General features: G+C 62.9%; 23 protein-coding genes. 13 read left to right on the top strand and 10 right to left on the bottom strand.

Annotated features, from left to right (window positions below):
* Nucleotides 1-60: 60 nt before the first annotated feature.
* The 5 genes from HU760_RS23060 (at nucleotide 61) to trpE (ending at nucleotide 5364) form a co-directional block, all read left to right on the top strand.
* Nucleotides 61-1308: an ABC transporter permease gene (locus tag HU760_RS23060; RefSeq protein ID WP_170027963.1), complete on the top strand. Its 1248-nt coding sequence runs from the start codon at nucleotides 61-63 to the stop codon at nucleotides 1306-1308.
* An 11-nt stretch (nucleotides 1309-1319) separates the two neighbouring features.
* Nucleotides 1320-2147 carry an ABC transporter permease gene (locus tag HU760_RS23055; RefSeq protein ID WP_186675045.1) on the top strand — a complete coding sequence of 276 codons (828 nt, stop codon included), beginning with the start codon at nucleotides 1320-1322 and terminating at the stop codon, nucleotides 2145-2147.
* Nucleotides 2148-2323: 176 nt separating this feature from the next.
* Nucleotides 2324-2998, top strand: coding sequence for a ribulose-phosphate 3-epimerase (gene rpe, locus HU760_RS23050; protein WP_186675046.1), 675 nt, complete (start codon nucleotides 2324-2326; stop codon nucleotides 2996-2998).
* Nucleotides 2995-3813, top strand: a complete 819-nt coding sequence (locus tag HU760_RS23045; RefSeq protein WP_186675047.1) for a phosphoglycolate phosphatase — start codon at nucleotides 2995-2997, stop codon at nucleotides 3811-3813. Before rpe ends, HU760_RS23045 begins: the two co-directional genes overlap by 4 nt.
* Before the next feature lie 69 nt (nucleotides 3814-3882).
* Nucleotides 3883-5364: an anthranilate synthase component I gene (gene trpE, locus HU760_RS23040; RefSeq protein ID WP_186675048.1), complete on the top strand. Its 1482-nt coding sequence runs from the start codon at nucleotides 3883-3885 to the stop codon at nucleotides 5362-5364.
* Between the two features lie 131 nt (nucleotides 5365-5495).
* Here trpE and estP read toward each other — a convergent pair whose 3' ends face one another.
* Nucleotides 5496-7376: an esterase EstP gene (estP, locus tag HU760_RS23035; protein WP_186675049.1), complete on the bottom strand. Its 1881-nt coding sequence runs from the start codon at nucleotides 7374-7376 to the stop codon at nucleotides 5496-5498.
* Nucleotides 7377-7738: 362 nt separating this feature from the next.
* Between estP and HU760_RS23030 the strand changes: the two genes are divergently transcribed.
* From HU760_RS23030 to HU760_RS23015, 4 genes are all read left to right on the top strand, one after another.
* Nucleotides 7739-8332 (top strand): aminodeoxychorismate/anthranilate synthase component II, encoded by a 594-nt coding sequence (locus HU760_RS23030; RefSeq protein WP_186675050.1) that lies wholly within the window; start codon nucleotides 7739-7741, stop codon nucleotides 8330-8332.
* Between the two features lie 9 nt (nucleotides 8333-8341).
* A complete protein-coding gene (gene trpD / locus HU760_RS23025; protein ID WP_186675051.1) occupies nucleotides 8342-9391 on the top strand; it encodes an anthranilate phosphoribosyltransferase in 1050 nt (349 codons plus the stop codon).
* Complete coding sequence (trpC, locus tag HU760_RS23020) at nucleotides 9388-10221, top strand: indole-3-glycerol phosphate synthase TrpC (RefSeq protein ID WP_186675052.1); 834 nt, start codon at nucleotides 9388-9390, stop codon at nucleotides 10219-10221. Before trpD ends, trpC begins: the two co-directional genes overlap by 4 nt.
* 106 nt (nucleotides 10222-10327) lie before the next feature.
* Nucleotides 10328-11032: a lipoate--protein ligase family protein gene (locus tag HU760_RS23015; RefSeq protein WP_186675053.1), complete on the top strand. Its 705-nt coding sequence runs from the start codon at nucleotides 10328-10330 to the stop codon at nucleotides 11030-11032.
* Here the strand turns inward: HU760_RS23015 and crp are convergent.
* Nucleotides 11029-11673 (bottom strand): cAMP-activated global transcriptional regulator CRP, encoded by a 645-nt coding sequence (gene crp, locus HU760_RS23010; RefSeq protein ID WP_186675054.1) that lies wholly within the window; start codon nucleotides 11671-11673, stop codon nucleotides 11029-11031. The two genes, HU760_RS23015 and crp, sit on opposite strands and share 4 nt — an antisense overlap.
* 191 nt (nucleotides 11674-11864) lie before the next feature.
* Here crp and HU760_RS23005 point away from each other — a divergent pair, with 191 nt between their 5' ends.
* Nucleotides 11865-12287, top strand: a complete 423-nt coding sequence (locus tag HU760_RS23005; protein ID WP_186675055.1) for an OsmC family protein — start codon at nucleotides 11865-11867, stop codon at nucleotides 12285-12287.
* A 43-nt stretch (nucleotides 12288-12330) separates the two neighbouring features.
* Here HU760_RS23005 and HU760_RS23000 read toward each other — a convergent pair whose 3' ends face one another.
* The 6 genes from HU760_RS23000 to hemJ form a co-directional block, all read right to left on the bottom strand.
* A complete protein-coding gene (locus HU760_RS23000; RefSeq protein ID WP_186675056.1) occupies nucleotides 12331-13371 on the bottom strand; it encodes a DUF2157 domain-containing protein in 1041 nt (346 codons plus the stop codon).
* A 10-nt stretch (nucleotides 13372-13381) separates the two neighbouring features.
* On the bottom strand, nucleotides 13382-14029 hold the full coding sequence (gene coq7, locus HU760_RS22995; RefSeq protein ID WP_186675057.1) for a 2-polyprenyl-3-methyl-6-methoxy-1,4-benzoquinone monooxygenase: 648 nt from the start codon (nucleotides 14027-14029) through the stop codon (nucleotides 13382-13384).
* 65 nt (nucleotides 14030-14094) lie between these two features.
* Nucleotides 14095-14433, bottom strand: coding sequence for a histidine triad nucleotide-binding protein (locus HU760_RS22990; protein WP_011531867.1), 339 nt, complete (start codon nucleotides 14431-14433; stop codon nucleotides 14095-14097).
* Between the two features lie 63 nt (nucleotides 14434-14496).
* Nucleotides 14497-15279 carry an SDR family NAD(P)-dependent oxidoreductase gene (locus HU760_RS22985; protein ID WP_186675058.1) on the bottom strand — a complete coding sequence of 261 codons (783 nt, stop codon included), beginning with the start codon at nucleotides 15277-15279 and terminating at the stop codon, nucleotides 14497-14499.
* 67 nt (nucleotides 15280-15346) lie between these two features.
* Nucleotides 15347-16303, bottom strand: coding sequence for an NAD(P)H-dependent flavin oxidoreductase (locus tag HU760_RS22980; RefSeq protein ID WP_186675059.1), 957 nt, complete (start codon nucleotides 16301-16303; stop codon nucleotides 15347-15349).
* A gap of 28 nt (nucleotides 16304-16331) precedes the next feature.
* Nucleotides 16332-16757: a protoporphyrinogen oxidase HemJ gene (gene hemJ / locus HU760_RS22975; protein WP_186675060.1), complete on the bottom strand. Its 426-nt coding sequence runs from the start codon at nucleotides 16755-16757 to the stop codon at nucleotides 16332-16334.
* A 141-nt stretch (nucleotides 16758-16898) separates the two neighbouring features.
* On the opposite strand from hemJ, the gene argC reads away from it, so the two are divergent.
* Nucleotides 16899-17933: an N-acetyl-gamma-glutamyl-phosphate reductase gene (argC, locus tag HU760_RS22970; RefSeq protein ID WP_186675061.1), complete on the top strand. Its 1035-nt coding sequence runs from the start codon at nucleotides 16899-16901 to the stop codon at nucleotides 17931-17933.
* Nucleotides 17934-18079: 146 nt separating this feature from the next.
* Nucleotides 18080-18430 (top strand): iron-sulfur cluster insertion protein ErpA, encoded by a 351-nt coding sequence (erpA, locus tag HU760_RS22965; protein WP_015268740.1) that lies wholly within the window; start codon nucleotides 18080-18082, stop codon nucleotides 18428-18430.
* A gap of 59 nt (nucleotides 18431-18489) precedes the next feature.
* On the opposite strand, the gene HU760_RS22960 is transcribed toward erpA, so the two are convergent.
* Together HU760_RS22960 and HU760_RS22955 are read right to left on the bottom strand one after the other, a co-directional pair.
* A complete protein-coding gene (locus HU760_RS22960; RefSeq protein ID WP_186675062.1) occupies nucleotides 18490-19581 on the bottom strand; it encodes an anhydro-N-acetylmuramic acid kinase in 1092 nt (363 codons plus the stop codon).
* A gap of 4 nt (nucleotides 19582-19585) precedes the next feature.
* Nucleotides 19586-21010: a peptidoglycan DD-metalloendopeptidase family protein gene (locus tag HU760_RS22955; RefSeq protein WP_186675063.1), complete on the bottom strand. Its 1425-nt coding sequence runs from the start codon at nucleotides 21008-21010 to the stop codon at nucleotides 19586-19588.
* A 213-nt stretch (nucleotides 21011-21223) separates the two neighbouring features.
* Here HU760_RS22955 and tyrS point away from each other — a divergent pair, with 213 nt between their 5' ends.
* Entirely contained in the window at nucleotides 21224-22423 is a 1200-nt protein-coding gene (gene tyrS / locus HU760_RS22950; protein ID WP_186675064.1) for a tyrosine--tRNA ligase, read from the top strand.
* The last annotated feature ends 52 nt before the right edge of the window (nucleotides 22424-22475 follow it).

Below are 22475 nucleotides of genomic sequence, written 5' to 3'. Positions count from 1 at the left end.
CAGCCCGGTGTGTGGGGCCGCATGGCGGCCCCTATTTCAGCCTGTATTGCGGAGTTCGCCATGGCCATTGCAGTGCCCCTCAACGAAGGCGCAGGTCCAAGTCTCAAGCAGCGCCTCAAGCACGCCGAGCGGGTCAACCGCTGGAAGGCGCAGGCGTTGATCGCGCCGCTGGCGCTGTTCCTCCTGCTGGTGTTCCTGGTGCCGATCGCGGCATTGCTGTACAAGAGCGTCGGCAACCCGGAAGTGGTTGGCGGCCTGCCACGTACTGTGGACGTCATCACCCAGTGGGACGGCAAGAGCCTGCCGGGCGAGGACGTGTACAAGGCGCTGAGCCAGGACCTGGCCGAATCGCGCAAGAACCAGACCTTGGGCGACCTGTCCAAGCGCCTGAACATGGAGCTGGCCGGCTATCGCAGCCTGTTGGCCAAGACTGCGCGGGCGCTGCCATTCAAGAGCGAACCCGCTTCCTATAAGGATGCCTTGCAGGCGCTCGACGAGCGTTGGGGGGACCCGGCCTACTGGCAGGCAATCCGCCGCAACACCAGCACGGTGACCTCATTCTACCTGCTGGCTTCGCTCGACCATCGTATCGACGACCTTGGCGAACTGGCCAAGGCCACCCCTGACCAGGCCATCTACCTGGACATCTTCGCCCGCACCCTGTGGATGGGTGTGGTGATTACCGCCATCTGCCTGGTGCTGGCCTACCCGTTGGCCTACCTGTTGGCCAACCTGCCGACCCGGCAGAGCAACCTGCTGATGATCCTCGTGCTGCTGCCGTTCTGGACTTCGATCCTGGTGCGTGTGGCCGCGTGGATCGTGCTGCTGCAGTCAGGCGGCCTGATCAACAGCGCGCTGATGGCCATGGGCATCATCGACCAGCCGCTGGAACTGGTGTTCAACCGCACCGGCGTATACATCTCGATGGTGCACATCCTGCTGCCGTTCATGATCCTGCCGCTGTACAGCGTGATGAAGGGCATTTCGCCCAGCTACATGCGCGCGGCGATCTCGCTGGGCTGCCACCCGTTCGCCAGTTTCTGGCGGGTGTACTTCCCGCAGACCTACGCCGGTGTTGGCGCGGGTTGCCTGCTGGTGTTCATTCTGGCCATCGGCTACTACATCACTCCGGCGTTGCTGGGCAGCCCGAACGACCAGATGGTCAGCTACTTCGTCGCCTTCTACACCAACACCAGCATCAACTGGGGCATGGCCACCGCGCTGGGCGGGCTGTTGCTGCTGGCGACCGTGCTGTTGTACCTGATCTATAGCTGGCTGGTCGGTGCCAGCCGCCTGCGCCTGAGCTGAGGAGCCTTGTCATGCTGAGCCCTTACATGTCGCCCGTGGAGCGGGTGTGGTTCTACAGCCTGCGTATTCTTTGCGGTCTGGTCCTGCTGTTCCTCATTCTGCCAGTGCTGGTGATCGTGCCGCTGTCGTTCAACAGTGGCAGCTTCCTGGTGTACCCGTTGCAGGGCTTCTCGCTGCACTGGTACCAGGACTTCTTCGGCTCGGCCGAGTGGATGCGCGCCTTGAAGAACAGCATCATCGTCGCCCCGGCGGCCACGGTACTGGCCATGGTGTTCGGCACCCTGGCGGCGATCGGCCTCACCCGCGGCGACTTCCCGGGCAAGTCGCTGGTCATGGCATTGGTGATTTCGCCAATGGTGGTGCCGGTGGTGATCATCGGTGTGGCCAGCTACCTGTTCTTCGCCCCGCTTGGCATGGGCAACAGCTTCACTTCGCTGATCCTGGTGCATGCGGTGCTGGGCGTGCCGTTCGTCATCATTACCGTGTCGGCGACCCTGCAAGGCTTCAACTACAACCTGGTGCGCGCGGCGGCCAGCCTCGGTGCCTCGCCGCTGCTGACCTTCCGCCGGGTGACCCTGCCGCTGATCGCGCCCGGGGTCATCTCCGGGGCGTTGTTCGCCTTTGCCACCTCGTTCGACGAGGTGGTGGTAACACTGTTCCTCGCCGGCCCGGAACAGGCGACCCTGCCACGGCAGATGTTCAGTGGCATCCGCGAGAACCTGAGCCCGACCATTGCCGCGGCGGCCACCTTGTTGATCGCCTTCTCGGTGATACTGCTGCTGACCCTGGAATGGTTGCGCGGGCGCAGCGAGAAGTTGAGAACCCAGCAGCCTGGCTGACTGCGACAGCAGACCGCTCCTGCAAAAGACCGTGATCCTTTGCAGGGGTGGCCTTGTATCGCTACTGGGGCGCAAAGCGCCCCCCCTGTGTCCGGACACCAATTGATACCAATCAGCCCTCGTCCGCTTGCCTGGGTTACAATGCGCGCCAACGTGATTCTGCCAACAGGTGCGCCATGCAGCCCTACGCTATTGCCCCCTCCATTCTCTCCGCCGATTTCGCCCGCCTGGGCGAGGACGTCGACAAGGTATTGGCGGCGGGTGCCGACATCGTCCACTTCGATGTCATGGACAACCACTACGTCCCCAACCTGACCATTGGTCCGATGGTCTGCAGCGCCCTGCGCAAGTATGGCGTCACCGCCCCGATCGATGTGCACCTGATGGTCAGCCCGGTCGACCGCATCATTGGTGACTTCATCGACGCCGGCGCCACCTACATCACTTTCCATCCGGAAGCCACGCAGCACATCGACCGCTCCCTGCAACTGATCAAGGACGGCGGCTGCAAGGCCGGCCTGGTGTTCAACCCGGCCACCAGCCTGGATGCCCTGAAGTACGTGATGGACAAGATCGACATGGTGCTGCTTATGAGCGTCAACCCGGGCTTTGGCGGGCAAAAGTTCATCCCCGGCACCCTCGACAAGCTGCGCGAGGCGCGTGCGCTGATCGATGCCAGTGGCCGTGATATCCGCCTGGAAATCGACGGTGGCGTCAACGTCAACAACATCCGCGAGATCGCTGCCGCTGGCGCCGACACCTTCGTGGCCGGTTCGGCGATCTTCAATGCCCCGGACTACCAGGAAGTCATCGCCAGGATGCGCGCCGAACTGGCCCAGGCGCGCCCATGAGCGGCTTCGAGCAGCTGTTCCCGGGGACGCTGCCCAGGTTGGTGATGTTCGATCTGGACGGTACCCTGATCGACTCCGTGCCAGACCTGGCTGCCGCCGTGGACCGCATGCTGCTCGAACTGGGGCGCCCGCCCGCCGGCCTTGCGGCGGTGCGCCACTGGGTGGGTAACGGTGCCCAGGTGCTGGTGCGCCGGGCGCTGGCCGGTGACATCGAGCACGCCGGCGTGGACGACGCGTTGGCCGAAAAGGCGCTGGCACTGTTCATGGAGGCCTATGCCGAAAGTCACGAACTGACCGTGGTCTACCCCGGTGTGCAGGACACCCTGCGCTGGCTTCACAAGCAGGGCGTGGAGATGGCGCTGATCACCAACAAGCCCGAGCGCTTCGTCGGCCCGCTGCTGGACCATATGAAGATCGGCAAATACTTCCGCTGGATCATCGGCGGCGACACACTGCCACAGAAAAAGCCTGACCCGGCGGCGCTGCTGTTTGTCATGCAGATGGCCGGCGTTACCCCGCAGCAGTCGCTGTTCGTCGGTGATTCGCGCAGTGACGTGCTGGCCGCCAAGGCGGCTGGCGTGCAGTGCGTGGGCCTGAGCTACGGCTATAACCATGGCCGGCCGATCCACGACGAATTCCCCAGCCTGGTGATCGATGACCTGCGTGCACTGCTGCCTGGTTGCGCGGACCTGGCCACTGGGATAACGTTGGCGGACCTTCAAGCCTCACAAGACAGAGAGTCCACCGTGGCGGTTACTGGCAAGTTCTGGATGAAAGTCATCAAGGCCCTGGCCCGTTGGCGTTGGCGCGCCTGACTTCTGCCTGCCGGCGCGTGCCGGCCCGTCCGTTTGCCTGACCTATTGCTGCTTGCCACGAGGCTACCCATGACCCGCGAAGAATTCCTGCGCCTGGCCGCTGCCGGCTACAACCGCATTCCCCTGGCCTGCGAAACCCTGGCCGACTTCGACACGCCGCTGTCGATCTACCTGAAACTGGCCGACCAGCCGAACTCGTACCTGCTCGAATCGGTGCAGGGCGGCGAGAAGTGGGGCCGTTACTCGATGATCGGCTTGCCGTCGCGCACGGTGATGCGTGTGCACGGCTACCACGTCAGCATTCTGCAGGATGGCGTGGAGGTGGAAAGCCACGACGTCGAAGACCCGCTGGCTTTCGTCGAGACCTTCAAGGACCGTTACAAGGTCGCCGACATCCCTGGCCTGCCGCGCTTCAACGGCGGCCTGGTCGGCTACTTCGGCTACGACTGCGTGCGCTATGTGGAAAAACGCCTGGGAGCCAGCCCCAACCCAGACCCGTTGGGTGTGCCGGATATCCTGTTGATGGTGTCGGACGCGGTGGTGGTATTCGATAATCTGGCGGGCAAGATGCACGCCATCGTGCTGGTCGACCCGGCTGAAGAACAGGCATTCGAACGCGGCCAGGCGCGTCTGCAAGGGCTGCTGGAAACGCTGCGCCAGCCGATCACGCCACGCCGTGGCCTGGACCTGAGCGGCCCGCAGGCCGCCGAGCCGGCATTTCGCTCCAGCTACACCCGCGAGGACTACGAGAACGCCGTTGGCCGAATCAAGGAATACATCCTGGCCGGCGACTGCATGCAGGTGGTGCCGTCGCAGCGCATGTCGATCGACTTCAAGGCCGCGCCCATCGATCTCTATCGCGCGCTGCGTTGCTTCAACCCCACGCCGTACATGTATTTCTTCAACTTTGGCGACTTCCACGTAGTCGGCAGTTCGCCCGAAGTGCTGGTGCGGGTCGAGGATAACCTGGTCACCGTTCGCCCGATTGCCGGTACCCGCCCGCGTGGTGCGACCGAGGAGGCCGACCGTGCGCTGGAAGACGATCTGCTGTCGGATGACAAGGAGGTCGCCGAGCACTTGATGCTGATCGACCTGGGCCGCAACGATGTCGGCCGTGTGTCCTCCACCGGCAGCGTGCGCCTGACCGAGAAGATGGTGATCGAACGCTATTCCAATGTGATGCACATCGTGTCCAACGTCACTGGCCAACTGCGTGAAGGGTTGACGGCGATGGATGCACTGCGGGCGATCCTGCCGGCCGGTACGCTTTCCGGTGCGCCGAAGATTCGCGCGATGGAGATCATCGACGAACTGGAGCCCGTCAAGCGTGGGGTCTACGGTGGAGCGGTCGGTTACTTCGCCTGGAACGGCAACATGGATACCGCCATTGCCATCCGTACCGCGGTAATCAAGGACGGTGAGCTGCATGTGCAGGCCGGGGGCGGCATCGTTGCCGACTCGGTGCCGGCGCTGGAGTGGGAAGAAACCATCAACAAGCGTCGGGCGATGTTCCGCGCGGTGGCGTTGGCTGAGCAGACTTCGGCCAAATAAGTTGATCGGGGCTGCGTTGCAGCCCTTCGCGGGCATGCCCGCTCCCACAGGGAAATCACATGCTGCAAGGCCTGTGCAATACCTGTGGCAGCGGGCGAGCCCGCGAAGGGCCGTAAAGCGGCCCCATCAATTCAAAAGTCGACGCTGACGCCCAAACTCACCCCCTGCTGCGTCAATTCATCACTCTTGCGCCAGTTATAGTTGCCGCGCAAATGCACCCCCGCCACCATTTCATGGCTCACCCCCAGGCTCGCCCGGGTCAGGTCGCTGTGCGGCGTATATCCGGTCAGGGTGAAGTCATTCGCCGGCAGGCTGGTCAGGTGCATCGTCACATCCTGCTGGTCATCCTCGAACTCATGCTCCTGCGCCACCTCGGCGAACAGCCGGGTACTCGGCAGCACCTGCACACTGCCCAGCAAACCCACGCCCAAACGGCGTGATGTACGTTCCTGGTCATCGAAGCCCAGCGCCGTCGAGCGCCCGCTCTTCTCGTCATAGCCATCCACCTTCACCCGCGCATAGTCGGCGCTGATGAACGGCGCCAGCTGCCAGCTGCTGCTCTCGGCTGCGAGGTTGTAGCCCAGTCGCCCCGACATCGCCCAGGCCTCGCCATTGGTGTCGCCCTTTTCGCTGCGGTCGTTCACGCCAAGGGCGAAGGTGCGCTTGAGGTCGCTGTAGTCCAGGTGCCCGGCGGTCAGCGCCGCGTCGGCCCACCAGCGGTCCTGGCGGTATTGGGCGAAGGCGCTGGCAAGGTAGCTGTCCAGCTTGTAGTCCGAGTCCTGTGCGCCGGCTTCCAGCTTCTGCCGGTACACGCCTCCGGCCAGGCCCAGGCGCCAGGCGTCATTCAGGCGATAGCTGCCACCCAGGGTCAGGTTGTAGCCGCGACCATCACCGCTGGCCGCGCTGCGCTGGCCATCGAAGTCCAGGTCCTGGGCGCCGCTGGAGACGAAGGCCTGCCATTGGCCAGCGGCCTGCCAAGGGGTCTGCCACTGGTTGCGCAATTCGTCCTGGTGGGCGCGCAGGCTGGCGTGGGCCATTTCCGGTAGCAGGGTCAGTTCCCAGGGGGCGGCGAGGATCGAATAGGCGTAATCGGCAATCAATTGCTGGCCGGCGATAGTCGGATGCACCGCGTCGTTGAACAGGAGCTTGGTTGGGTCTGGTGTGCTGCCATTGATGCCATACACCGGATTTTCCACGCAGCCTTCACCGCTGTAGCAGGTGCCGACCAGGTTCTGGCCACTGGCCAGGCCATACTGGCTTGGGGCGGCCAACGCTTCGCTCAACAGCACGGGGATGTTGAGTGGAATGATTTGCGCATCGATCTGCCCCAGCTGGCCTAGCAGAGACTGGTTGAACGCGCCAGACAGCTGCGACAGCGGGTTTTGCTGTGGCGTGCCGCTGAAGTTCGGAGTCTGGCCGAGGTCGGGCAGCAACCAGACCATGATGTAGCGGGCGCCACCTTGTTGCAGGGCCTGGGCGCTGGCGGCCAGGCGAGCACCGGCGGCCACCGCGTCGGCGGGGCTGTTGATCAAGCCTTGCAGGAAGTCATTGCCGCCGCCATTCAGGTAGTACAGCGCGTTGGGATCGGCGCGCAGGCCATTGGCCAGGTAGCCCGGTTTTTCACGCAGAACCAGCCCGCCGCCGGGGAGCCCTGGCGGGATGACGGTTTCGGACGTGGTGGTGATCGAATCCAGGATCTGTTGGGTGGTGTAGCCGCCCACCGCCCAGTTGTTGCCGTCGGGCAGTCCGAGGGCCGGGTTGACCGGTGAGGTGGAGGGGCCCAGTTCTTCCGGGCTCAGGCCCAGTCGTCCACCCAGGATCATGGGTGACACGGGCGCATAGTTGCCGTTGGCATCGCGGTTGGTAAAACGTATACCACCAAACTGCCCGGAATCGCTCAGGCTATCGCCAAACACGATCATGGATGAATAGGGCAAGGGTGCAGCGAAAGCCTGGCTGCAGGCCAGCGCCAATGAGGCGACGGTAAAACGTACGAACGAAGCTTTCCGCATCAGGGAACATCCTTTTTTTTGTTAGACAGCCCGATCGACCTTAGCAAATTGCATTGCGTCCCTCCCAAGGGCATTCGTTTCCCCATGTTTACGGGCGTATTGCGCCCGCCGCCCCGGTAGGCTACTGTGCCGTGACGTATGAGCGAGACCTATCCTGTGTTGATCGTCAGCAAACTCTTGATGCGCGTAATCAAGGCCCATGCCCGTTGGCGTTGGCGCGCCTGACTTTATCTCCTGCCGGCCCGCCCGGCCCGCCCCTGTTTGCCCTCCTGTCTACCACCCCCTAATGGCAAAGCCACGCCTGTTGGCTGGTGCAGGAAGGTTCGAATTCTGAAGTCAGTAGATTCAAGAGGTTTAACCCGATGTTACTGATGATCGACAATTACGACTCATTCACTTACAACGTCGTTCAGTACCTTGGCGAGCTGGGTGCCGAGGTCAAGGTCATTCGCAACGACGAAATGACCATCGCCCAAATCGAAGCCCTGAACCCGGAGCGCATCGTCGTTTCCCCTGGGCCGTGCACGCCAAGCGAGGCGGGCGTGTCCATCGAGGCCATCCTGCACTTTGCCGGCAAGCTGCCGATCCTCGGCGTGTGCCTGGGCCACCAGTCCATCGGCCAGGCCTTTGGCGGTGACGTGGTGCGTGCCCGTCAGGTGATGCATGGCAAGACCAGCCCGGTCCACCACCGTGATCTGGGCGTGTTCTCTGGCCTCAACAACCCGTTGACCGTGACCCGCTACCATTCCCTCGTGGTCAAGCGCGAAACCTTGCCTGACTGCCTGGAAGTCACCGCCTGGACCGCCCATGCCGATGGCTCGGTCGACGAAATCATGGGCCTGCGCCACAAGACCCTGAATATCGAAGGGGTGCAGTTCCACCCTGAATCGATCCTCACCGAACAGGGCCATGAGCTGTTCGCCAACTTCCTCAAGCAGACCGGCGGCCGCCGCTAAGGATCGATCATGGATATCAAGAGCGCGTTGAGCCGTATCGTCGGCCACCTGGACTTGTCCACTGAAGAAATGCGTGACGTCATGCGCCAGATCATGACCGGCCAGTGCAGCGAAGCGCAGATCGGTGCCTTCCTGATGGGCATGCGCATGAAAAGCGAAAGCATCGACGAAATCGTCGGCGCGGTGTCGGTGATGCGCGAGCTGGCCGACAAGGTCGAGCTGCAGAACCTCGATGGCGTGGTCGATATCGTCGGCACCGGCGGCGATGGTGCCAACATCTTCAACGTGTCCACCGCTTCGTCGTTCGTTCTGGCGGCGGCAGGCTGCACCGTGGCCAAGCACGGCAACCGCGCCGTTTCGGGCAAGAGCGGCAGTGCCGACCTGCTGGAAGCGGCTGGCATCTATCTCAACCTCACCCCCATCCAGGTGGCCCGCTGTATCGACAGCCTGGGCATTGGTTTCATGTTCGCACAAAGCCACCACAGTGCCATGAAGCATGCCGCCGGCCCGCGTCGTGACCTGGGGCTGCGTACCCTGTTCAACATGCTCGGGCCGCTTACGAATCCGGCCGGAGTGAAGCATCAGGTAGTCGGGGTGTTCACCCAGGCCCTGTGCCGCCCGTTGGCCGAGGTGCTGCAGCGCCTGGGTAGCAAGCATGTACTGGTGGTGCACTCGAAGGATGGCCTGGATGAATTCAGCCTGGCCGCCCCCACCTTCGTTGCCGAACTGAGGAATGGCGAGATCACGGAATACTGGGTCGAGCCGGAAGACCTTGGCATGAAGAGCCAGAGCCTGCATGGCCTGGCAGTCGAGAACCCGCAGGCGTCGCTGGAACTGATCCGCGATGCGCTGGGGCGGCGCAAGACTGAAAACGGCCAGAAGGCCGCCGAGATGATCGTGCTCAATGCTGGCGCAGCGCTGTATGCCGCTGACCATGCCATGAGCCTGAAGGCCGGTGTGGAACTGGCCCACGACGTACTGCACACCGGGCTGGCCTGGGAGAAGCTGCAGGAGCTGGGTGCCTTTACTGCAGTATTCAAGGTGGAGAACGAAGCATGAGTGTGCCGACGGTGCTGGAGAGGATCATTGCCCGCAAGTTCCAGGAAGTGGCCGAGCGCAGTGCGCGCGTCAGTCTGGCTGAACTGGAAGCCCTGGCCAAGGTTGCCGACGCCCCGCGTGGCTTTGCCAAGGCCTTGATCGAGCAGGCCGGACGCAAGCAGCCGGCAGTGATTGCCGAAATCAAGAAGGCCTCGCCGAGCAAGGGTGTGATCCGCGAGCATTTCGTGCCGGCGGAAATCGCCGTCAGCTACGAGAAAGGCGGGGCGACCTGCCTGTCGGTGCTGACCGACGTAGATTATTTCCAGGGTGCCGATGCGTACTTGCAGCAGGCCCGCGCGGCAGTTTCGCTGCCGGTGATCCGCAAGGATTTCATGGTCGACCCGTACCAGATCGTCGAAGCCCGGGCCTTGGGCGCAGACTGCGTGCTGCTGATCGTGGCAGCACTGGATGACGTGAAGATGGCCGAGCTGGCGGCCACAGCCAAGGATGTCGGCCTTGATGTGCTGGTGGAAGTGCACGACGGCGATGAGCTGGAGCGCGCGCTGAAAACCCTGGATACGCCGCTGGTGGGGGTGAATAACCGCAACCTGCACACCTTCGAAGTCAGCCTGGAAACCACCCTTGACCTGCTGCCGCGCATTCCGCGTGATCGCCTGGCTATTACCGAGAGCGGCATCCTGAACCGCGCCGATGTGGAGCTGATGGAAATCAACGAGGTCTATTCGTTCCTGGTGGGAGAGGCATTCATGCGTGCCGAACAGCCTGGGCTCGAGCTGCAGCGGTTGTTTTTCCCAGAACAGGTGAAGAAAACTGTTCAGCAACTGGACTGATCGAAATGAAGCCGGCGTCAATGCCGGCTTTTTTGTATGCCTGTAATGGCCTCTTCGCGGGCTCGCCCGCAAAGAGGCCCTGAAAAACAACATCGAAGGTGGATCAATGATCGATCAACCCCTGGCCCTGACCGTCGAACAAGGGCTGTACGCCGAACAGGAGTTGCTGGCCGCTGTGTGCCGCGGCGAACGCGATAGTGGCGTACTGTTCTGGCGCCCTACCGACCACGCTTTGGTCATGCCGCGGCGCATGAGCCGTCTGGACAATTTCGAGGCCGCCTGTGCGGAACTGGCCATTGCCGGCTGGCCGGTGCTGTTGCGCGAAACTGGCGGCGAGCCTGTGCCGCAGTCGCATGCGACCGTAAACGTTGCACTGGTCTACGTCGCCCCACGCAGCGAAGGCGACCATGGCCGTATTGAAAACGCATACGAGCGCCTGTGCCTGCCGTTGTGTGAGGTGCTGCGCGAGTGGGGCGGAGTGGCATCGGTGGGCGAGATTGACGGGGCTTTCTGCGATGGCCGCTACAACGTCAACCTCAATGGCCGCAAACTGGTGGGCACCGCACAACGCTGGCGCCAGGGGCTGGGCGGCAAGCGCCCGGTCGTGCTGGTGCATGGCGCATTGCTGCTGGACAACGAGCGCGAGTCGATGGTGGCAGCGGTCAACCGCTTCAATGAGTGCTGCGAACTGGACCAGCGTTGCCGTGCCGACGCACACATCGCCTTGCACGAAGTGGCGCCTGAGGCGCCCTGGTTCGAGCGCCTGTCGCAGGCTTATGCCAAAGTCCTGGCTGACTTGCCCAGCGATTAGCGCGTGCCGTAGACCACCATGGTCTTGCCTTTGACCTGCACCAGGCTGCGCTCCTCGAGGTCCTTGAGGACGCGGCCGACCATTTCCCGCGAGCAACCGACGATACGGCCGATCTCCTGACGGGTGATCTTTATCTGCATGCCGTCGGGGTGAGTCATGGCGTCAGGTTGCTTGCACAGGTCGAGCAGGCAACGGGCAACACGCCCGGTGACATCGAAGAACGCCAGGTCGCCTACCTTACGTGTGGTGTTGCGCAGGCGTTGGGCCATCTGGCTGCCCAGGGCGTAGAGAATTTCCGGGTCCTGACGCGCCAATTCGCGAAATTTTTCGTAGCCGATTTCGGCCACTTCGCATTCGGTTTTAGCACGCACCCAGGCACTGCGGTGCTGCTCGCTGCCGGCAGGCTCGAACAAACCCAGTTCGCCAAAGAAATCGCCGCTATTAAGGTAGGCAATGATCATTTCATGGCCTTCGTCGTCCTCGATGAGGATGGTGACCGACCCTCTGATGATGAATGACAGTGTTTCGGCCCGGTCGCCGGCGCAGATGATATTGCTTTTGGCGGTATAGCGGCGGCGCTGGCAGTGCACCAGCAGTCTGTCGATGTTCTTTATCTTGGCGGGTAAGGCAGAGGCAACCATCACGAAATCCTGTTCGATGCGACGCATTGGCTTTTTCAAAGGGGTAGCTGGCGACAAGCGCCAGTCAATTGGCGCCAGCTTATCAGACACTACAGAATGTTTCGGTATTAAACCGACAGGACTCGTACTTTTCCCACAGCCATACAAGGTCTAAGCTGACACCCTTTTTCGAAAATCAGGAGTCCGGGTAGATGAAGGCACGTATCCAGTGGGCCGGTGAGGCAATGTTCCTCGGCGAATCGGGGAGCGGCCACGTCGTCGTGATGGACGGCCCGCCCGAGGCCGGCGGCCGCAACCTGGGTGTGCGACCGATGGAGATGCTGTTGCTGGGCTTGGGTGGCTGCAGCAGCTTCGACGTGGTGAGCATTCTGAAGAAATCGCGGCAGGCAGTGGAAAGCTGCGAGGCGTTCCTCGAGGCCGAGCGGGCAAGCGAAGACCCGAAGGTGTTCACCAGGATCCATATGAACTTCGTGGTGAAAGGGCGCGGGCTGAAAGAGGCGCAGGTCAAGCGTGCGGTGGAGTTGTCGGCTGAGAAGTACTGCTCGGCTTCGATCATGCTGGAGCGTGCCGGCGTCGAGATTAGCCACGGATATGAAATCGTAGAGCTCGGTTAAGGCAACGATTGTCGGGGCTGCTGCGCAGCAGCCCCCGGCAATGTCAGCTGCGAAGCGCAGGCAATGCCGCCCGCACCCACCCAGGCAGCCAACCCCGCATCAGCTGGCTCATTCGCTCCCGCCGTTTCTGGTAAGCCAGGCCCAGCCCGATAACTCCGAGCCCGATCAAGGTCACTACCACCGGGAACAGCAGCGACTCGGCAAACACTTCATACGACAGGTAGCCCAGGTAAGCCGCTACCCCCAGTGCACCGAATACCATGAACACCGGCCGGCGCAGCAGTACCGCCATGCCCATGAGCGCGATATTGATCAGGCAGTACATGGCCTTGCCCAGCTCGCTGCCGCTGTCCGTCAGCGTCATCCCGCCCCAGAAAGCCGCCAGGCCGGCCAGATAGCCCCAATGTGCATAGTCCTCGCGTGTGCGCCCATCGACCACGAGAAACACCATCAGCAAGCCCAGCCCGAACCACAAGGACACCTCGCGGCGTTGCTCCCAGCTGAACGGGGAGCCGAAGAACCACTCGCTCAGGTCCATCGACATGAACCACAAGGCCACGGCCATCGGCATGACGATGAACGGGTAGGGGATCAGCCTCAGCATCAGCAGCCCGGCAAGTACCGTGGCCGCTTCCATTGCCAGCCAGCCGCCCTGCACATAGGTGTAGTACTGGTGATAGTTTGCCTGCGCATCGTCCAGTGGCCACCAGCCGGCCAGGCGTTCGATGGCGAATACCGCCAGCGGCACGATGCTGACCGCGACCGCTGCCAGAACCCCGGCCGCGACGGGCTGGGCGCGCTGTTGCAGGTTAAGGGCGGACAGCGTGAGCAGGAGGATATAGAGGCTGGCCATGGCCAGCAGTGCCCCGTCGCCAATACTCATCCAGGCTTCGGTAAGCAGCCAGCCCATGGCCGCCATGATCAGCATGGCGCCGAAGTAGAAGGCAACATGGGCCAGCTGGAAGCTACCGCGTGGTGCCGGCTGCTGGCGCAGGAAGGCCACAAGGGCCTGGTCCTGGCCTGGCTGGAGAATGCCGGCGTGCACGGCGCGCGCCAGGTCCTTGGCGTCGAAACGGTCCGTCATGGTAATGCCTTCAGATACGGTAAGTGCTCTTGGTCATGACCTTGGCCAACAGGCTCATGCCAAAGCGGACTGGGGCGGGGAAACGATAACCACCGGCTTCCAATGCGGAATCGGCGTGCTGTTCCTCATCGATGCGCATCTGTTCAAGGATGGCCCGGGACTTTTCGTCTTCCTGCGGGATCTGTTCCAGGTGCTCGTCGAGGTGCTTGCACACCTGATGCTCGGTGGCAGCGACGAAGCCCAGGCTGACCTTGTCGCTGACCAGGCCGGCGAGTGCGCCGATGCCGAACGACATGCCGTAGAACAGCGGGTTGAGCACGCTGGGGTGGCTGTTCAGCTGGCGGATACGCTGTTCGCACCAGGCCAGGTGGTCCACTTCTTCCTCGGCGGCGTGTTCCATGGCCTTGCGCACTTCAGGCAGCTTGGCGGTCAGGGCCTGGCCCTGGTACAGCGCCTGGGCACAGACTTCACCGGTGTGGTTGATGCGCATCAGCCCGGCAACGTGGCGGGCCTGCTGTTCGTCCAGGTCGACGTCCGGCTGGATGATGGCCGGCGAGGGACGGGCGGGTTGGCCGCTGAAGGGCAGCAAGGTACGCATGGCGGTATCGGCCTGCAGCAACAAGCGGTCAAGCGGCGAGTAGTGACGTTCGGTAGCCATCGGGCACCTCCGCAAGAATGTGCCCGACAGTTTACCGCAATAGTGGCAGGGTGGCTTGCCGTGGATCAGCCCGGTGGCCAGTGCATCTGGCGTTGGCCAAGGACGTGCATGTGGATGTGGTACACGGTCTGGCCGCCTTTCGGGTTGCAGTTCATGACCACGCGGAAACCTTCCTCGCAGCCTTGCTCGACGGCCAGGCGCTGGGCGGTGAACAGGATGTGGCCGGCCAGCGCCTTGTCCTCTTCGGTCAGGTCGTTGAGCGTACGGATGTGCTTTTTCGGGATGACCAGAAAATGTACGGGGGCCGCCGGTGCAATGTCTTTGAAGGCCAGGATCTGGTCATCTTCGTAGATGATATCCGCCGGGATTTCCCGGTTGATGATTTTGAGGAATAAATCGTCCACAGCACTTGCTCCATGGTGAGGGTCGGGCCGAGTGTACTCAGCCGGGCGCCACTCGCCCAGTGGCTATTCCATGCCGAGCGGGCAGTAGCGGCGATGGATGACGCCGGCCAGCTTGCGTACCAGCCAGCGGGGCAGCAGGCGCGGGGCGAAAGCCAGCCAGCGGTTGCGTCGGCCGGGCATGATCAGCGCGCGGTTCTTGTCCAGCGCGCGCACGGTGTACAGCGCGACTTCCTCCGGGCTGAGGCAGCGTGGCTTGCCATCGAGCCGTGGGATGCGCCGATGCGCAGAGCGCACCGGGCCGGGGCACAGCACCGAGACTTTGATGCCGGTACGCTTGAGTTCTTCGCGCAGGGCCTGCGAGAAGCTCAATACATAGGCCTTGCTGGCGGCATAGGCGGCCATCCAGGGGCCAGGCGCCACGCCGGCCAGGCCGGCCACATTGAGGATTTGTCCGCCGCCCTGTACGGCCATCAGGTTGCCGATGGCATGGCACAGGCGGCTCAGCGCCAGCACATTGACTTCCAGCAGGTCCTGCTCGTCGGCCCATTCATGAGCCAGGAATGGGCCGTAGCTACGCAGGCCGGCACAATTGACCAGCAGGTCGATACGTCGCTCGCCTTCCTCCAGTTCAAGCACGAAGCCTGACAGGCGTAACGGTTGGCTGAGATCGCAGGCGCGGAATAGCACCTCGACACCGAAGCGTTGGGTCAGCTCGATGGCCACCGGCTCCAGCGTTTCACGCTGGCGTGCCACCAGGATCAGGTTGCGCCCGCGCCGCGCCAGGGCTTCCGCCAGGGCCAGGCCCAGGCCGCTGGAAGCACCAGTGATCATGGCGTAACGGGTCATGCAAGGCTCCTGCGGGCTGAAGAGGGCGCCTAGTGTACAGCTTGGCCGATCAAGGTGTTGCCTTTTGCTACAAGGTACGGGCGCGCAGCGCCTGGCAGCGCTCCAGGGCGTCCCGGTACTCGTCATGCAGGCGTTTGATCAGCGTGCTGGCGTTGGGCAGGTCGTCGATACTGCCGACCCCCTGGCCCGCCGACCATACGGTCTTCCAGGCCTTGGCTTCGTCGTCGATCGGCTTGAGCTTGCCTTGCTCATGGCCGCCCTTGAGGGCATCCATGTCGTAGCCAGCTTGCTCCAGGCTCGGGCGCAGGAAGCTGGCAGGGACGCCGGACACCGCCGGGGTATGGATGATATCGGTGGCATGGGAATCGAGCAACATCTGCTTGTAGGCACCCGAGGCCTGGCTTTCTGCAGTGGCAATGAAGCGGGTACCCATGTACGCAAGGTCCGCCCCCAGCATTTGCGCGGCGAGGATCTCGTGGCCGTGGTTGAGGCAGCCGGCCAGCAGCAGGGTCTTGTCGAAGAACTGGCGAATCTCTGCGACCAGGGCGAACGGGCTCCAGGTGCCAGCATGGCCGCCTGCACCTGCGGCGACGGCGATCAGGCCATCGACACCAGCTTCGGCGGCTTTCTCGGCATGGCGGCGGGTAGTGACATCGTGGAACACCAAGCCGCCGTAGCCATGCACGGCATCGACCACTTCCTTCACCGCGCCGAGGCTGGTGATGACGATCGGTACGCGATGTTCCACGCACAAGCCCAGGTCGGCCTGCAGGCGCGGGTTGGTCGGGTGGACGATCAGGTTGACGGCATAGGGTGCTGGCGCCTGCAACTGTGCCAGGCCTGCCTCGATTTCCTCCAGCCAGGCCTTGAAGCCGGCGCTGTCGCGCTGGTTCAGGGCCGGGAAGCTGCCGACCACGCCGCTGGAGCAGCAGGCAAGTACCAGCCTGGGGTTGGAGATCAGGAACATCGGTGCGGCAACCAGGGGCAGGCGCAGGCTTTGTTCGAGGGAGGCAGGTAGCGACATGGCAAGGCTCCTTCAACGGGTGGCTCTGTCAGAACGGTTTGACCACCACCAGAATCACGATACCCAGCAGGAACAGCACGGGCACTTCGTTGAACCAGCGATAGTAGACGTGGCTGCGGGTATTGCTGCCGCTGGCGAAGCGTTTGCGCTGCGCGCCGCACATGTGATGGTAGACGGTCAGCAGAATGACCAGGGTCAGCTTGGCATGCAGCCAGCCTTGGCTGAGCCAGCCGGGGGTGAGGTACAGCATCCACGCGCCGAACACATAGGTGGCGATCATTGCCGGATTCATGATGCCGCGGAACAGCTTGCGCTCCATGGTCACGAAACGTTCCTGGCTGATGCTGTCCTCGCTCTGGGCGTGGTAGACGAACAGCCGCGGCAGGTAGAACAGGCCGGCGAACCAGCAGACCACGCTGACGATGTGCAGCGCTTTGATCCATAGGTAAAGCATGGGGGAGTTCCTTCAGGTATTCACGGTCGTCAGATAGTAGTGGTCAAGCGCCCGAAGGGTCATCCGAAGAGTTGTTACAGGCGCCTTGCGCCCCTATTATCGTGCGCTTTCCAGACGGCTCGTTGATAAGGGGCAAGCGTTATGATCAAGGTCGGTATCGTCGGCGGCACGGGTTACACCGGCGTCGAACTGTTGCGTCTGCTGGCACAGCATCCACAGGCCGAAGTGGCGGTCATCACTTCGCGCTCCGAGGCGGGCGTGGCGGTGGCGGACATGTACCCGAACCTGCGCGGCCACTATGACGGGCTGGCGTTCAGCGTGCCCGACAGCAAGACCCTGGCGGCCTGTGACGTGGTGTTCTTCGCCACGCCGCACGGCGTTGCCCATGCGCTGGCCGGCGAACTGCTGGCGGCGGGTACCAAGGTGATCGACCTGTCGGCCGACTTCCGTTTGCAGGACGCCGCCGAATGGGGCAAGTGGTACGGCCAGCCGCACGGCGCACCGGAGTTGCTCAAGGACGCGGTTTACGGCCTGCCTGAAGTCAACCGTGAGAAGATCCGCCAGGCACGCCTGATCGCTGTGCCAGGTTGCTATCCGACCGCCACCCAACTGGGCTTCCTGCCGCTGCTGGAAGCTGGCCTGGCCGACCCGTCGCGCCTGATCGCCGACTGCAAGTCGGGTGTCAGCGGCGCTGGCCGTGGTGCGGCGGTGGGCTCGCTGTTCTGCGAAGCCGGCGAAAGCATGAAAGCCTACGCAGTGAAGGGCCATCGCCACCTGCCGGAAATCAGCCAAGGTCTTCGCCTGGCCGCTGGCAAGAATATCGGCCTGACTTTCGTCCCGCACCTGACGCCAATGATCCGTGGCATTCACGCCACCCTGTACGCTACCGTCGCCGACACCTCGGTCGACCTGCAGGCGCTGTTCGAGAAGCGTTACGCCAATGAACCGTTCGTCGACGTGATGCCGGCTGGCAGCCACCCGGAAACCCGCAGTGTGCGCGGCGCCAACGTCTGCCGCATTGCCGTTCATCGCCCGCAAGGTGGTGACCTGGTGGTGGTGCTGTCGGTGATCGACAACCTGGTCAAGGGCGCGTCCGGCCAGGCGGTGCAGAACCTCAACATCCTGTTCGGCCTGGACGAGCGCATGGGCTTGTCACACGCCGGCCTGCTGCCGTAAGCCGCCAGCGTTCGAAAAGGCCCGCGTCGTGCGGGCCTTTTTGTAGGTCGCGACTAAAGCCGCACAATTCTTGACCGATTTTCTCGGGAAAGCGGATAATGCGCGTCATCGAGTTTTATGGCGGCTACCACGCCGGGAGAATCAACATGAGCGTCGAAACCTTCACCCCCACCGCTTTGGAATTCACCCACGGCGCTGCGCAAAAGGTGAAGAACCTGGTTTCCGAGGAAGGCAACGATCGTCTGAAGCTGCGCGTGTTCGTCACCGGTGGCGGCTGCTCGGGCTTCCAGTATGGCTTCACCTTCGATGAGGACGTGGCCGAAGACGACACCATCGTCGAGCGCGAAGGTGTTTCCCTTGTGGTCGACCCGATGAGCTTCCAGTACCTGGCCGGCGCTGAGGTGGATTACCAGGAAGGCCTGGAAGGCTCGCGTTTCGTGATCAAGAACCCGAACGCTGCCACCACCTGTGGCTGCGGCTCCTCGTTCTCGATCTGAGGCCTGGCCATACGAAAACGCCGCGCAATTGCGCGGCGTTTTGCTTTCTGGCGTAACGTTCAAGCCGGGTAGATTGCGCCGAGTACGCGCAGGCCCTTGGCCGCTGTCACGCTAGGGCGATTGGCAGCGATGCCTTCCAGGCAGCAGTGGGCCAGCCAGGCGAAGGCCATTGCTTCGACCCAGTCCGGGTCCACGCCATGGGCGCCGGTGCTGGCGACACGGGCGTCGGGCAGCAACTGGCCAAGGCGTGCCATCAGGGCGCCGTTGCGCGCACCGCCACCGCAGACCAGCAGCGCTTCGGTGCCTTGCTGGGCGTTGCTCAACGAGTCGATGATGCTACGTGCGGTCAGTTCCAGCAATGTTGCCTGTACGTCCTCGTCGCGGTAAGCGGGCAGGCGGGCCAGGTGACCTTCCAGCCAGGGCAGGTTGAATACTTCGCGGCCGGTGCTCTTCGGGCCGATGCCAGCGAAGAACGGGTCGGCCAGCAGTGCGTTGAGCAAGTCGGCTTGCACCACGCCCGAGGCAGCCCAGGCCCCATCCGCATCGTAGGCCTGGCCGCGCTTGCGTTCGATCCAGGCATCCAGCAGCACGTTGCCCGGGCCGCAGTCGAAGCCGTGGACTGGCTTGTCGTGTTCGATCAGGCTGAGGTTGCTGAAGCCGCCCACATTGAGAATGGCCAGGCGCTGGCCCAGATGGCTGAACAGGGTTTCATGGAAGGCCGGCACCAGAGGCGCACCTTGGCCGCCGGCGGCCACATCGCGGCGGCGGAAGTCGGCGACCACGCTGATACCGGTAAGCTCGGCGAGCAGCGCCGGGTTGCCGATCTGCACGGTAAAGCCGCGTGCAGGTTCGTGGCGGATGGTCTGGCCGTGGCTGCCAATGGCGCGGATGGCTCCGGCCGGCAGCTCTTGCCTGGCCAGCAATTGGCGGATGCCTTCGCCTGCCAGGCTGGCCCAGCGGTTTTCCGCCAGTGCAGCGCGGGCGATCTCGTCAGGGCCGCTGCTGCAAAGGCCCAGCAGTTCCTGGCGCAGGTCGCCGGGCATGGGCAGGTAGTGGGTGGCGAGCAGTTTGAGCTGCTCGCCTTGTTCGATCAAGGCAATGTCCAGGCCATCGAGGCTGGTGCCGGACATCACCCCCAGGTAGAGCGCCATGGGCTTAGCGCTTGTTCGCCGCGAGCAGGGTGGCCTTTTCCTGATCCATGCGGGCGATCAGGGGTTGGCTCTGCTGCAGGAAGCGCTGGCGCTCGTTTCGGGCGATCGGGTCGGCCATTGGCACTTTCTGGCTCAGCGGGTCGACGTGCACACCATTGACCTGGAACTCGTAGTGCAGGTGCGGGCCGGTGGACAGGCCGGTGGTGCCGATATAGCCGATGACCTGGCCTTGCTTGACCATGCTGCCGGTCTTGATGCCCTTGGCGAAGCCTTGCATGTGGCCATACAGCGTCTTGTAGCGGTTGCCGTGCTGGATGATCACGGTGTTGCCGTAACCGCCACGGCGCCCGGCCAGTTCGATACGGCCATCTCCGGCTGCCTTGATCGGGGTGCCGCGCGGAGCGGCGTAGTCGACACCCTTGTGTGCGCGGATCTTGTTCAGGATCGGGTGCTTGCGGCCTGCGGAGAAGCGCGAGCTGATGCGGGCGAAATCCACCGGGGTACGGATGAACGCCTTGCGCAGGCTGTTGCCGTCGGCGGTGTAGTAGCTGGTGTTGCCCTGCTTGTTGGTGTAGCGCACGGCGGTGTAGGTCTTGCCGCGGTTGGTGAACCGCGCGGAGAGGATATTGCCGGTGCCGACGACTTTGCCGTCCATCACCTTCTGCTCGTAGACCACGTCGAATTCGTCGCCCGGGCGGATGTCCTGGGCGAAATCGATGTCGTAACCCAGCACGCGAGCCATGTCCATGGTCATGCTGTGGGACAAGCCGGCGCGCTGCGCCGAGGCTGACAGAGAGCTTTTGATCACCCCATGGGCATAGGCGGTACGCACGACCGGCTTGCTGATCTCGCGGTTGAAGGTATAGCCCTTGTCGGTCTTGGTCAGGCGAATGGTTTCAAGATTGTTGACCTTGCTGTGCAGGCTGGCCAGCTGGCCGTCCTTGTCGAGTTCGAACTGCAGTACCTGGCCGTGCTTGAGCTGGCTGAACTGCTTGGCCTGCTTGTTGCTGGCCAACAGGTCGTGCACCGCATTGCTCGGCAGGCCGACCTTGGCGAACAGGGTGGACAGCGTGTCGCCACGGGCCACAGTGACTTCGCGGTGGCTGGGCGCCTTGGCAGTTTCAACCGTCGGTTCTGCGGCAGGGGGTTCTTCCTGCTTGGCGTTCTGGGTTTCGGCAGCGGCGTCCTCGATCTGGGCGAATGGCGAGCCTTGCTCACTCTCTGCCTGTACCAGGGGCGCAGCGCGGGATTCGTCCTTCAACTGCTCGGCAGGGCTCTCCAGCTCGAGGTTGAGGGTGGTTTTCTTGGCTTCCACTTCGCTGGAGGGAAACACCAGCAGGGCCAGGCTGAGCAGGGCGGCGATGCCGCTGGCGGCCAACAGATGGCTTTTCGGATAAAGCGGGGGCGCTTTAGGCGGTTCGTTGGTCATGGGCACGGTGACTTTGAAAAAGGTGAAATGGAAAAGATGAATGACATGATGAAGATGAAATAACTGTATAAAATATAACCAAAACCATTTTCACGCAAGGGCGCGTAGACGCCGCAAGCCTGTGCCCGGGTCACATTCCTTTGCGAAACTTGTAATTGACGGCCGATCTTGTATGGTTGGCTCCCCCTGAATCTGAGCCTTGCGGGTTTGTCTATGAAGTCGGTTGAAGAGCAGCTGGCGCTTATCAAGCGCGGTGCGGAAGAAGTACTGGTCGAGTCGGAACTGGTGGAGAAGCTCAAGCGCGGCCAGCCTCTGCGCATCAAGGCCGGCTTCGACCCGACCGCGCCGGACCTGCACCTTGGGCACACGGTGCTGATCAACAAGCTGCGTCAGTTCCAGGACCTGGGGCACCAGGTCATCTTCCTGATCGGTGACTTCACCGGCATGATCGGCGACCCGAGTGGCAAAAGCGCCACGCGCCCGCCGCTGACTCGCGAGCAGGTGCTGGAAAACGCCGAGACCTATAAGCAGCAGGTGTTCAAGATCCTCGACCCGGCCAAGACCGAGGTCGCGTTCAACTCCACCTGGATGGACAAGCTGACCCCGGCTGACTTCATTCGCCTGGCTTCGCAATACACCGTGGCGCGCATGCTCGAGCGTGATGACTTCCACAAGCGCTACACCACCAGCCAGCCGATCGCCATCCATGAATTCCTGTACCCGCTGGTGCAGGGTTATGACTCGGTGGCGCTGAAGGCCGATGTCGAACTGGGGGGTACCGACCAGAAGTTCAATCTGCTGATGGGGCGCGAGTTGCAGCGTGCCTATGGCCAGGAAGCGCAGAACATCGTGACCATGCCGTTGCTCGAAGGGCTCGACGGTGTGAAGAAGATGTCCAAGTCGCTGGGTAACTACGTGGGTATCCAGGAAGCGCCGGGGGTGATGTATAGCAAGCTGGTGTCGATCCCGGATACCTTGATGTGGCGTTACTTCGAGCTGCTGAGCTTCCGCTCGATGGAAGAGATCGGGCAGTTCCGTGCCGACGTCGCCAGCGGTGCCAACCCGCGCGACATCAAGATCAAGCTGGCGGAAGAGATCGTGGCGCGTTTCCATGGCGAAGAGGCTGCGGCCAATGCCCATCGTGCAGCAGGCAACCGCATGAAGGATGGCGAGTTGCCGGAAGACCTGCCGGAGGTTGAAGTGACCGCGGCGGAAAGCCTGCCGATTGCTGCCGTGCTGAACCGGGCTGGCCTGGTGAAGAACTCGGCGCAGGCTCGGGATCTGCTGAGTGGGGGGGCGGTGAAGGTTGATGGTGCGGTGGTTGATCGCGATTTTGTGTTTGCGCTGGGTGCGACGCATGTGTGCCAGGCGGGCAAGAAGTCGTTTGCGCGGGTTACCCTCAAGGCTGAGTGATAGCCGGTAGGTGTAGCTATATGGAAGCGGGGAGGCCGGTAGGCCTCCCCGC

It is taken from the genome of Pseudomonas oryzicola, assembly GCF_014269185.2.
In the GTDB taxonomy this organism is placed as follows: Bacteria; Pseudomonadota; Gammaproteobacteria; order Pseudomonadales; family Pseudomonadaceae; genus Aquipseudomonas; species Aquipseudomonas oryzicola.
The sequence above is the reverse complement of the archived record's forward strand: the minus strand, read 5'-3'. Positions and strand labels throughout refer to the sequence as shown.